Origin of the sequence: Nostoc sp. PCC 7524 (genome assembly GCF_000316645.1) — a bacterium.
Lineage (GTDB): Bacteria > Cyanobacteriota > Cyanobacteriia > Cyanobacteriales > Nostocaceae > Trichormus.
The window spans coordinates 3,784,241-3,797,226 of record NC_019684.1 but is presented as its reverse complement, the minus strand read 5'-3'; the positions used below and the strand labels follow the sequence as shown (position 1 = coordinate 3,797,226).

The window sequence follows — 12,986 nt, the reverse complement described above, 5'->3', positions numbered from 1 at the left end:
ATTTCCCTTTTTAAGGGGGGTAGCGGGGATCAATAAATCTCCAAAATCACAGCCAACCACTTTTCAAACAACCTCTTAGAAATTGATAAGTAATGAGCTAGAAATAAATAAACCCTAACTCATTACTTATGCTAGATACCTGATAACTTTCTAAACTTCACAACTTAACTCACCGGCTTTTTGGGTAAAGCGGCGGTTTTCTCTGTAGTCTACAGGGCAGTCAATGACAGCAGGTACATCTTGAGCCAGGGCTTCTTTTAGTACAGGAATTAAGTCCAAAGCTGATTCGACTCGATAACCTTTTAAGCCCATACTTTCAGCTAATTTGACAAAATCGGGATTGCCAAAATGGACAAAAGATGATTTTCCTTTACCAAAATGATTTTCTTGTTTCCACTCAATTAAACCGTAGCCACCATCATTAAAAATTAAGGTGACAAAGGGCGTACCAACACGCAATGCTGTTTCTAATTCCTGGCAATTCATCATAAAACCACCGTCACCGGTAGCTGCTACAACTTTGCGGTTAGGATAGACGAGTTTTGCCGCTAAAGCACCAGGAATAGCAATACCCATTGCAGCGAAGCCATTAGAAATTAGGCAGGTATTGGGGCTATGACAATGATAATGGCGAGCAATCCACATTTTATGTGCGCCTACGTCAGAAATCACAATATCATCTGGCCCCATGACTTGCCGCAAGTCATAAATTAACTTTTGCGGTTTAATTGGATAACCTTCATCATTAGCATATTGTTCATAATCACTCCGAATTTCTCCCCGTAAACTAATAGCGTAGGGGTTGGGTTTACCATGTCGGTCTGCTACTTTTAAAATTTCCATCAGAGAATCGGAAATATCCCCGATTACTTCTACATTGGGAATATAACTGCTATCAATTTCCGCAGAACTTGCCCCAATATGCACAATGGGAATTTTACCTTCGGGATTCCATTTTTTAGGGGAAAATTCAATTAAATCATAACCGATCGCAATGACTAAATCTGTATTATCAAACCCGCAGGTAATAAAATCTCTTTGTTGTAATCCTACTGACCACAAGGCTAAAGGATGAGTGTAGGGAATTACACCTTTACCCATGAAGGTATTAGCCACAGGGATATTCATCTGGGTGGCAAATTGCGTTACTGCATCACTAGCTTGAGCGCGAATTGCCCCATTTCCTACTAATATTAGTGGGTTAACTGCTTGAGAAATGGCGGCGGCGGCGGCTCGAATACTCGCAAAAGAAGCGTAGGTTTTTTCAACGTTATCTTTATGCAATGGTTTACCCTCTACGGGCATGGCAGCAATATTTTCTGGTAAATCTATATGAACTGCACCGGGTTTTTCAGTTTGCGATCGCTTGAAGGCTTTTCGCACTACTTCTGGTGTAATACTCGGTCTAACAATCTGTTTATTCCACTTAGTTACAGGGGCGAACATTGCCACCAAATCTAAATATTGATGGGATTCAATGTGCATTCTATCTGTTCCCACTTGCCCAGTAATGGCTACTAATGGCGCACCATCAAGGTTAGCATCTGCTACACCAGTCATTAAATTTGTTGCCCCAGGGCCAAGGGTAGAAAGACACACCCCAGCTTTGCCGGTTAAGCGTCCATAGACATCAGCCATAAACGCTGCACCCTGTTCATGACGCGTGGTAATAAATTGAATCGATGAATGTTTAATTGCTTCTAAAACGTGTAAATTCTCTTCACCAGGAAGACCAAAAACATATTCTACACCTTCATTTTCTAAACACTGTACTAATAGTTCTGCCGTATTCATTTTAAATTCCTCATTAGTTAATTTGGGGAGTAGGAAATCGGGAGTTAGGAGTAGTGAAAGAAAATCCTTACTCACTATTTACTACTCCCTATTTCCTATTTATTTCACCCAAACGGTTTTAACATTCATGAACTCATGTATGCCTTGAATGCTTAGTTCTCTGCCATACCCAGAACGCTTAATACCACCAAATGGTAGTCGGGGATCAGATTTAACTAAGCCGTTGATAAATACTGCGCCAGCTTCAATTTCTGCGATTAAGCGATCGCGTTCTTGATCGTTGTTTGTCCAAGCACTTGCGCCTAAACCAAAGGGTGTAGCATTGGCTAGTTTAATGGCAGCATCGATATCTGGCACACGAAATAACAACGCCACTGGTCCAAAAAATTCTTCTTGGGCAATGGGTGAGTCAATGGGAATATCTATGATAATTGTTGGCGGATAAAAGTTGCCACGCATATCTAAAGGATGTCCACCTGTGAGGACTTTTCCCCCACTTTTGACAGCAGTTTGTACTTGTTGGTCTAAATCTTGGAGAATATCAGGTGTTGCTAAAGGGCCTAAATCGGTGTCGGGCAGCATGGGATCACCAACTTTCAACGCCGTGAATTTTTCTAACAGCAATTTCTCAAATTGATCAGCGATCGCTTCGGCAATAATAAAGCGTTTGGCAGCAATGCAAGATTGACCAGTATTTAACATTCGTGCTGTTGTTGCTGTCGTAGCGGCTGCTGCTAAATCAGCACTTTCTAAAACAATAAAGGGGTCACTTCCTCCCAATTCCAACACGGTTTTTTTAATTTGTTTGCCCGCCGCCGCCGCTAGAGATGCGCCGGCTGGCTCACTTCCTGTTAAGGTAGCAGCTTTTACCCTCTCATCCGCCATTAAATCGGCAACTTTCGCTGCACCTATTAATAGAGTTTGAAATACACCTTCAGGAAAACCAGCCCGTTGCATGATATCTGCAATTGCTAAAGCACATTGCGGCACATTAGAAGCGTGTTTGAGTAAGCCGACATTCCCCGCCATCAGTGCTGGCGCAGCAAATCTAAACACCTGCCAGAAGGGAAAATTCCACGGCATGACAGCGAGAATTATACCCAAGGGTTGATAGCGCACAAAACTATGGCTGGCATCAGTTTTGACTGAAACATCAGCTAAGAAATCAACAGCATTTTCAGCGTAGTAGCGACACACTGAAGCGCATTTTTCCACTTCTGCGATCGCGGCTTTGTAAGGCTTGCCCATTTCAATAGTCATGATTTTGGCAAAATCAGCCTGATCTTGCTCTAAAATTGACGCAGCTGTATTTAACCACTGCGATCGCTCTGGAAAACTTGTCTGACGGTACTGTTCAAAAGCCTGTTGTGCCGCATCTAATTTAGCGGCAATTTCTGTATCATTGAGTGGCTCAAAGGTTTTGAGCGTTTCCCCAGTAGCGGGATTGATAGTGGCGATCGCCATTGCCTGACCTCCCGTTTCAAAATAGCTTGAGGTAGCTTCTTAGTGTTACACATATCTCTGAAGTCAGCTACCACACAAATTGTAGTCTTTGAATTCAGATGGAGTTGCTCAATCTTAAAATCTCGCAATTAAAATTGAATAAAATTACACTAATTCATTCAGTAATAATCATTAAAATTCCCTCATATATCTTCGTGCCTGTGTGGTTAATAATTCATCTTTGTAGTACAAAGATGCAAAAACACAAAGAAATATTTATTTCTATTCATCTTGATGAAAATCAGATGTATCTAATGTTTCCAAGCTTGAACTATGAATATTTTCTCTACTGCTGAAACGTGCTTGCTCAACCTGCCTAATCTCCCTTTCTAAGAAGTAGTTCAGCAGAGTTCTTAACAATACAATCGCTCCCAGATTGAGAATATCTTGGCGTGTTGGTGCAACTGCTGTCCGCAAAATATCACTTGCAACAGAAAATTCTAATCCTAAAGCCAAAGCTCTCCCTAATTGCAGACGCACCAATTCTGTAGAATCAAGATGTTGTCTGGAACGAGAAAATATTTGCAGAAAGTAAAGCATAATACCGCGAATTACTGCCATGCCAATGACTACGGCTGCTGCAATTTCTGCTGTGGCTGCTAAGTAACCAATAATTAACTTTAGCCATGATTCCAAGGGATTTTTAGCGGCTGCTGTTGTGTCAATTTGTCCGATGTTAATACTTAAAAGTAGAACCAATCCAAAAATTAATCCTAAAGGGAGCAACAGATTAACCAATGATTCCAGTAATGACTCCCGCTTCATGTTGATTCACAACGAAAAGACCTAAGCAAATATTAAATTAAGGTGAGTCCGACGGGTGGAAAAAAGCACCAAAAACATGACTCAGGGGATTTGACACATCACGTCATATACATAAAGGTTTAATAGTCGTCCAAAACCCCTGTAACTATTGGCCTCTTGCTTTACTCATGGAGGTTCATAACCCATCACTGGGGTTAACATCAAAGTCAAATGTGCTACGTTATCCCCAATAAGATACCGCAGTCAATCATCAGCTTCATCAACTGGGGGAAATCTAAAATGTTGGCACAATGGCAAGGCTTTAAAAGTGGCACATGGATGGAAGAAATCAACGTCCGCGACTTCATCCAAAAAAATTACACCCTTTACAATGGTGATGAATCTTTTTTAACAGGTGCAACTCCCACAACTCAAGCACTCTGGGATCAAGTCAAAGACTTAATGGCAGTTGAGCGCGAAAAGGGCATTCTCGATACAGATACAGAAGTTGTTTCGACAATTACCTCCCATCAACCGGGTTATATTAACCGCGAACTCGAACAAATAGTGGGATTGCAAACTGAAAAACCCCTGAAACGCGCCATTATGCCGTTAGGTGGGATTCGCGTCGTTAAAGATTCATTACAAGCGTACGGTTACGAAATCAATCCCCAAACCGCAGAGATATTTACCAAATACCGCAAAACCCATAATGATGGGGTATTTGATGCCTATACACGTGAAATGCGCTTATGCCGCCACTATGGTATTATCACTGGATTACCAGATGCTTACGGACGCGGCAGAATTATTGGGGATTATCGACGAGTAGCTTTGTATGGTGTTGATGCTCTGATTGAAGACAAAAAAGCACAACTCACATCGTTAGAATTAGATGTCATCGATGAAGGTACAATTCGCCTGCGTGAAGAAATTTCGGAACAAATCAAAGCACTGTTTGAATTGAAGACAATGGCTGCAAGCTACGGCTTTGATATTAGTCAACCCGCAGCCACGGCGAAAGAAGCTGTGCAGTGGTTATATTTTGGCTACCTCGCCGCCGTCAAAGAACAAAACGGTGCGGCGATGTCCTTGGGACGAGTTTCTACGTTCTTGGATATCTACTTTGAACGGGACTTACAACAAGGCAAAATCACCGAGTCTGAACTGCAAGAACTCATCGACCATTTTGTGATGAAATTACGCATGGTGAGATTTCTGCGGACACCGGACTATAATCAACTCTTCTCTGGTGATCCCACTTGGGTAACAGAATGTGTGGGTGGTATAGGTGAAGATGGTAGACCTTTGGTAACTAAAAATAGTTTCCGTATTTTGCATACTTTGTATAATTTAGGCGCAGCACCAGAGCCAAACTTAACCGTGTTGTGGTCGGAAAGCTTGCCAGAGAACTTTAAACGTTTCTGTGCCAAAGTTTCAATTCATACTAGCTCTATTCAGTATGAAAACGATGATCTAATGCGTTCATATTGGGGAGATGATTATGCGATCGCCTGTTGCGTTTCCGCCATGCGAATTGGTAAACAAATGCAGTTTTTCGGTGCGCGAGTCAATCTAGCTAAGTGCTTGCTGTATGCGATCAATGGCGGTAGAGATGAAAAATCAGGGGAACAAGTTGCGCCTGCGATCGCACCTATCACTTCTGAGTATCTTGACTACCAACAGGTGTGGGATCAACTTGAAATCATGATGGCGTGGTTGGCAAAAGCGTATATCAACACCCTCAACGTCATCCATTATATGCACGATAAATACTGTTACGAACGCATCGAAATGGCACTGCACGATCGCGATATTTTACGGACAATGGCTTGCGGGATTGCGGGTTTATCGGTGGTGACAGATGCTTTATCGGCAATTAAGTATGCAAAAGTCAAAGTATTACGGAATGAGACAGGATTAGCCGTTGATTATGAAATTACCGGCGATTTCCCCAAATACGGTAACAATGACAATCAAGTTGATGTAATCGCAGTCGATTTAGTTACTAAATTCATGGAAGAACTGCGTAAACATCCAACGTATCGCCAAGCTACACCGACGCAATCAGTATTAACCATCACCTCAAACGTTGTCTACGGGAAGAAAACCGGTAACACACCCGACGGGAGAAAAGCCGGTGAACCCTTTGCGCCTGGTGCAAATCCCATGCACGGAAGGGATAGTAAAGGTGCGATCGCTTCTTTAGAATCAGTAGCCAAAATTCCCTACGAATACGCACAAGATGGAATTTCCAACACTTTCTCAGTTGTACCATCGGCTTTAGGTAAATTAGAAGTTGACCAAATCAACAACCTTGTGGGAATGCTGGATGGTTACTTCCATGATGGTGGACACCACATCAACGTTAACGTCTTGAAGCGGGAAATGTTGCTAGATGCAATGGAACATCCTGAGTTATATCCGCAGCTAACCATTAGAGTTTCCGGTTACGCCGTCAACTTTATTAAATTGACGCGAGAACAACAACTTGACGTAATTAAGCGGACATTCCACGAACGATTTTAGTTTTATTCAATTTCCCCCCTTTTTAAGGGGGGTAGGGGGGATCAATAAGTCTCTAAAATCACAGCCAAGCACTTTTCAAACAACCTCTTAATTTTGAATTTTGTAGGCGCAAGCCTTGCCGTAGGCTATTTTGAATTGATTCATAACCCACTTGTAGAGACGCGATAAATCACGTCTTAAAACCTATGATTTCCCTGACTTATCTCAACAGTTAGGGAGATTTTTTTATGACTTGAAATCAGACAAAACCAATAAAAATAAAAAAGCTTACTTTTCTGTGTCACCTGTATTTCTTAAGAGTTGCTAAAAAATTATGTATATTTATAATCTTGAGGTATATATTTGGATATCTTAAATAACAAAAACCAAACAAATCACTAATTTTCTTCAAAAGAGATGTGAATAGTATCATCATGAATTAAAAATATCATGATTCCTTAATCAAAATTTAAAGATACAGCATTGTTATTTTGATCAATATCTAAGAGGGATCACTATAAATAAAAACTAATTCCTGAAATTGATTGTGTATAACAATAAATCCCCACAACTTCCTCACATTTTTTATCTATAACTCATAGTTAGATGCAAAAGACAAATTGATGAGTGATGTCAAATTAGGTAAACTTCATGCAAAATGTACAATTCCCAATTCCTAAAATCGAACATCACACACTAGAAAATAGTCATATAGTTCCAGAAATAATTAATTCTGGCTACGTACATTCAGTAGAAACCTGTGGAACAGTTGACGGGCCTGGGATTCGATTCGTAATTTTCACATCTGGTTGTCCTCTGCGTTGCCTTTATTGCAGCAATGTTGATTGTCGCTACCTGGAAAATGGTAAACAAGTCAGCGTTGACGAACTGGTGACAGAAATTCAGAAGTATACATCTTATATGAAATCTTCTGGTGGAGGTGTGACAATCAGTGGTGGTGAACCATTAATGCAACCTGGGTTTGTGCGAGAAATATTTAAACGTTGTCAAGAATTAGGTATTCATACAGCGTTAAATACTTCTGGATTTTGTAACTTAGAATCTGCTAAATCCGTATTAGAATTTGTAGATTTAGTCATGCTGGATATTAAATCATTTGACCCAGCAACTTATGCTAAAGTTACAGGATGTAATATCCAAACATCATTGGATTTAGCGAAATATCTCAACACAATTAATCAGCCTACTTGGATGCGATTTGTGTTAGTTCCAGGTCTAACTGATGATCCAGGGAATATTACTGGTTTAGCTGATTTTATCGCTCCATTCAATAATATTGAAAGATTAGAAGTCTTGCCATTTCATAAAATGGGTGAATACAAATGGCAAGAATTGGGTTTAGAATACCTATTAGAAAATACCCCTCCGCCAACTCCAGAACAAGTACAAGCCGCATTAGATATTTTTCGTAGTAGAGAAATTTTTGCTATTTGATAAATAAATCCTCTAGGATGAAGTTTGATTAATTGATGAACGAGTGAAATCTCTGTAGTAAACTCCGCAACAGGATAAAAATATGCAAGTCACTAATATCGAAGAATTAGAATTACTTGTGCAACGAGTTAAAACTGCACAAGCTAAATACTCAAATTACTCTCAAGAACAAGTCGATGTCATCTTTAAAAAGGCGGCATTAGCTGCTAATGCCGAACGGATTCCCCTAGCAAAATTGGCAGTAGCAGAAACAGGTATGGGGATTGTCGAAGATAAAGTGATTAAAAATCACTTTGCTTCGGAATTTATCTACAATAAATACAAGCATGAAAAAACCTGCGGGATCATTGAAGAAGACCATACATTTGGCATTCAAAAGATATCTGAGCCTGTAGGGATTGTTGCCGGAATTGTCCCCGTAACTAATCCTACTGCTACAACAATTTTTAAAGCGTTAATTGCTTTAAAAACTCGTAACGCCATTATTTTTTCACCCCATCCCAAATCTAAAAAATGTACTGTAGAAGCAGCAAAAATTATTCTGAAAGCTGCAATTTCCGCAGGTGCGCCAGAGGATATTATTGGTTGGATTGATGAGCCAACGGTAGAGTTATCCAAAGCTTTAATGCAGCATTCAGAAATTAAATTAATTTTAGCCACTGGCGGGCCAGGAATGGTACGTGCTGCTTATTCTTCTGGAAATCCATCGTTAGGTGTGGGTGCTGGTAATACTCCAGCAGTCATTGATAGCAGCGCACATATTCAAACTGCTGTGAGTTCAATTTTATTAAGTAAAACCTTTGACAACGGCATGATTTGTGCTTCGGAACAATCAGTTGTTGTAGTTGATGATATTTACGAAAAAGTCAAACAGGAATTTATCTGCCGGGGCGCATATTTTCTCAATGATGAGGAAAAACAAAAGCTGGGTAGTGTAATTTTGAAAGAGGGCAGATTAAATCCCGCTATTGTCGGACAGTCAGTCGATAATTTAGCTAAATTAGCCGGAATTTCACTGCCAAATGATACCGATGCTTCCCAAGCCCCAAAGATTTATAAAGTCTTAATTGGTGAAGTTGAAACAGTGGGAGAAGGTGAAGCTTTTGCCTATGAAAAATTATCGCCAATTTTGGCTATGTATCGGGCTGCAAATTTTCCTGAAGCAGTAGATAAAGCTGAAAAATTGGTGGAATTTGGGGGATTGGGACATACATCAGTTTTGTATACAAATCCCGCCAATCTGGATGATATTGCCTATTTTGAGAACAAAATGAAAACCGGGCGTGTTTTGATTAATACCCCATCTTCTCAAGGTGCAATTGGTGATTTATATAACTTTAAACTTGATCCATCTTTAACTTTAGGTTGCGGGACTTGGGGAGGTAATACAGTTTCCGATAACGTCACACCCCATCACCTTGTCAATATTAAAACGGTATCCCAACGTCGCCAAAATATGTTGTGGTTTCGTGTTCCACCCAAAGTATATTTTAAATATGGGTGTTTGCCTGTAGCTTTACGTGATTTAGTAGGGAAAGAACGCGCTTTTATCGTTACAGATAAACAATTATTTGATTTAGGAATAGTCGATAAAGTTACCCAGGTGTTAGACGAAATTGGCGTAAAACATGACGTGTTTCACGATGTTGAACCTGATCCCACATTATCCAACGTCAATAAAGGATTAGCCTTACTCAGAAGCTATCAACCAGATGTAATTATTGCCATTGGTGGGGGTTCGCCAATGGATGCAGCCAAAGTCATGTGGTTGATGTACGAACATCCCGATGTGGAATTTGAAGGCTTGGCGATGCGGTTTATGGATATCCGCAAGCGAGTTTATGAATTACCACCCTTGGGACAAAAAGCCATCATGGTGGCGATTCCCACAACATCCGGGACTGGTTCAGAAGTGACACCCTTTGCTGTGGTGACAGATGACAGAGTAGGCGTGAAATACCCCTTAGCAGATTATGCCCTAACTCCGAATATTGCGATCGCCGACCCGGAACTCGTCTCAAATATGCCCAAAAAACTCACAGCCTACGGTGGGATTGATGCTTTAACTCATGCCTTAGAATCCTACGTATCCGTAATGGCTAGCGAATTTACAGATGGTTTGGCATTGCAAGCAATTAGACTATTGTTTAAATATTTACCCAGTGCTTACCAAAATGGTGCTAATGATCCGAAAGCACGGGAAAAAGTCCATTATGCCGCCACAATTGCCGGTATGGCCTTTGCGAATGCGTTCTTGGGTATTTGTCACTCAATGGCACACAAACTCGGTGCAACCTTCCACGTCCCCCACGGACTCGCCAACGCCTTGATGATTTCCCACGTCATCCGCTACAACGCTACGGATATTCCATTCAAGCAAGCAATTTTTCCCCAGTACAAATATCCTAATGCTAAAGACAGATATGCTCAAATAGCTGATCACCTGCATTTAGGTGGCAATACAGCCGATGAAAAAGTGGAATTATTGGTATCTGCAATTGAAAATCTCAAACGTCAAATTGATATTCCTGCCACAATTAAACAAGCTTTAGGAGACGAAGATCAAGAGTTCTACGCCAAGTTGGAAGAGATGGCAGAACAAGCATTTGATGATCAATGCACCGGAGCAAATCCACGCTATCCACTAATGAACGACTTGAAAGAATTATATGTCTTAGCCTATCAAGGTTGTCGGATAGACGCAGCACTATATCACAACAGTGATGCGGCAATTCTCAGGGGTGTAGGGGTGTAGGGATTGGGGATTGGGGATTGGGGATTGGGAAGAAGCAGAGAAGTAGGGAGAAAAGGGGAAAGTCTTCTTCCTCATGCCCAATAGACATCAAGCTCACCTGTCACCTATCCCTGTCACCTATCACCTGTCACCTGTCACCTACTATAATTTCTGGAAATGCCCCATGACTAATGAATAAACGTCGTTACCGACTGTAATTTTCTTTGATAAACCTTGACTAATCTATCAATACCTTTAAAGCGGTAATCTCCCATTTCTTGAAAATCATCAGGGTGTGAAAGTAAGTGATATGTAGCTTCACTAATCACACATTCACTAGGAGGGCAAATGCTTTCCATTCTTGCCGCTAGGTTAATAGTAGCGCCTAATGCTGTGTATTCCACCCTTTGGGAACTCCCCACATCCCCAACAACTGCTTTACCACTGTTTATCGCAATCCGTAATTGTAAGGGTTCTTGCCAGAAACCATTGGCATTGAGATGTTCTAGACGATTTAGCATACCTTTAGCGGCGGTTGTGGCGCGATCGGCATGGTCTGCTTGCGGTTCGGGTGCGCCAAAAAATGCCATGATACAATCACCGATGTATTTATCTAAAGTGCCGCCACAAGCAAACACTTCCTGTAGCATTTCTTCAAATAACTTATTTAATAATTGGGCGATCGCGGTTGGTGTTAACCTTTCAGAAATAGCTGTAAAACCAACTAAATCTGCAAACAAAATACTAATTTCGCTTTCTGCGGGCGGTAAACGTCCATCTGGTGAACTACCCACAGCTATCAACTGCTGGACAACCGCCGGTGAGTGATAACGTTCTAAGCGATGGCGAATAACTTCTTCTGTTTTTAGTTTTTCTGCTAGTAACCAACGTTGGACACTCGAAGCTACAAGATTTGCTAAAGCTGAAAAAAAGCTCAGTTCTTCCTCACCTTCATTTGCCCAGTGGTAAGAAGACAGATGAGCATCAGCATACAGCACACCTACTACTTTATTTTCATCCCATAAGGGTACAGCCATAGCACTACGAATCCCTTTGAGCAAAATGCTATGTTCGCAAGAAAATCTCTCATCTTTATGAGTATCAGCAGTTTGAATTACTACTTTTTCTTCAAATACCTTTTGGCAAATACTCCGACTAATCCAACTGGCATCAGCCAATAAATATTTCTGTTGGGTTTTACTTCTAGTGCCAGCATTAACTAATTCTAAATGACCGCAACCATTGACATCAATTAATAATGCTAAACGGTCAATGCTGCTGAGGTAGCGAAATACAACTTGCTCAACTTGATAAAAAATCTCTTCTATAGATGCTGCTGCACAAAGATTTTTAGCTATATCTACTAAATCTTTTAGACGAGCAATAGTTTTATTCTTATTACCAATATCACCATTATTACTATCAGCATCTATCCATTGCTGTTGTAATTGTTTGACGTTACGAAAAATGGTTCTTTGCTCAGAATTCTCCACTACAGTTACTTGTTTAGTTGGAGGTGGCGGTGGTGGCGGAGTGTGAAATAACACGACTATATCCACGTTACCCAAGCAAATGACATCACCGTGATGTAGCTGTTGAGTCTTGTTAATAAACGTTTGATTAACCTGTGTCCCGTTTTTACTGCCTAAATCCTCAATTATCCAGCTGTCATGAGCCTTTTTGACGATTTGGGCGTGTTTGCGGGACACTCCCCCAAAAGGTAAGTATAAGTTACATTCCGGCAACCGACCTATTGTAAATACGTCGTAATTCACTGTGACAGTGGTTTCCGTATCTCCCTGTTTTAAGCGTAAAGTCAGTTCAGTCATGGGTGTGATGTGTCTGGGGGTTGGGAGTGCAAACTGATTTCAGTAAGGGATATCCTCTTTACCATTTCTTTATGGCATTGTTCATGGCGATCGACAACTATATGTATAAAAATATACGTAAAATATATTTATTTAGATATAATTCGGTTAGGAGAATCCTAGTTACTCGATTTATGCCTGTATGGGCTTACACAATTTTTCTGATTAAATTGTGCTAAAACAAAATGGATTTTATCAGAACTTCATCAAATACTTGGCTCTAAAATTGTTTGAGTAAATAACATAAAAAAGGCATTTACAGCAGATTCGATGTTTATGAGGTACAGCAACTGATTGAAAAAAGTAATGAGTAATAAGTAGTGAGTAATAAGTAAATTTCTTACTCATTACTCATTACTTAATACTCATGGTGTACCTCA

7 protein-coding genes are annotated in these 12,986 nt (G+C 40.5%); 3 read left to right on the top strand and 4 right to left on the bottom strand.

Translation table 11 applies throughout. The features are described from left to right. Positions 1 to 150: 150 nt before the first annotated feature. The 3 genes from NOS7524_RS15255 to NOS7524_RS15245 form a co-directional block, all read right to left on the bottom strand. Entirely contained in the window at positions 151 to 1,794 is a 1,644-nt protein-coding gene (locus tag NOS7524_RS15255; protein WP_015139373.1) for an acetolactate synthase large subunit, read from the bottom strand. A gap of 99 nt (positions 1,795 to 1,893) precedes the next feature. Then, positions 1,894 to 3,258 carry an NAD-dependent succinate-semialdehyde dehydrogenase gene (locus NOS7524_RS15250; protein WP_015139372.1) on the bottom strand — a complete coding sequence of 455 codons (1,365 nt, stop codon included), beginning with the start codon at positions 3,256 to 3,258 and terminating at the stop codon, positions 1,894 to 1,896. A gap of 261 nt (positions 3,259 to 3,519) precedes the next feature. Then, positions 3,520 to 4,062, bottom strand: a complete 543-nt coding sequence (locus NOS7524_RS15245) for a DUF1622 domain-containing protein (RefSeq protein WP_015139371.1) — start codon at positions 4,060 to 4,062, stop codon at positions 3,520 to 3,522. Positions 4,063 to 4,341: 279 nt separating this feature from the next. On the opposite strand from NOS7524_RS15245, the gene pflB reads away from it, so the two are divergent. The 3 genes from pflB to adhE all read left to right on the top strand — a co-directional run bounded on the left by pflB (position 4,342) and on the right by adhE (position 10,759). Then, positions 4,342 to 6,570, top strand: a complete 2,229-nt coding sequence (gene pflB, locus NOS7524_RS15240; protein WP_015139370.1) for a formate C-acetyltransferase — start codon at positions 4,342 to 4,344, stop codon at positions 6,568 to 6,570. A gap of 630 nt (positions 6,571 to 7,200) precedes the next feature. Then, positions 7,201 to 8,004 (top strand): pyruvate formate-lyase-activating protein, encoded by an 804-nt coding sequence (gene pflA, locus NOS7524_RS15235; RefSeq protein WP_015139369.1) that lies wholly within the window; start codon positions 7,201 to 7,203, stop codon positions 8,002 to 8,004. Between the two features lie 82 nt (positions 8,005 to 8,086). Continuing rightward, positions 8,087 to 10,759: a bifunctional acetaldehyde-CoA/alcohol dehydrogenase gene (gene adhE / locus NOS7524_RS15230; protein ID WP_015139368.1), complete on the top strand. Its 2,673-nt coding sequence runs from the start codon at positions 8,087 to 8,089 to the stop codon at positions 10,757 to 10,759. 167 nt (positions 10,760 to 10,926) lie between these two features. On the opposite strand, the gene NOS7524_RS15225 is transcribed toward adhE, so the two are convergent. After that, positions 10,927 to 12,567: an adenylate/guanylate cyclase domain-containing protein gene (locus tag NOS7524_RS15225; RefSeq protein ID WP_015139367.1), complete on the bottom strand. Its 1,641-nt coding sequence runs from the start codon at positions 12,565 to 12,567 to the stop codon at positions 10,927 to 10,929. Positions 12,568 to 12,986: the final 419 nt, after the last annotated feature.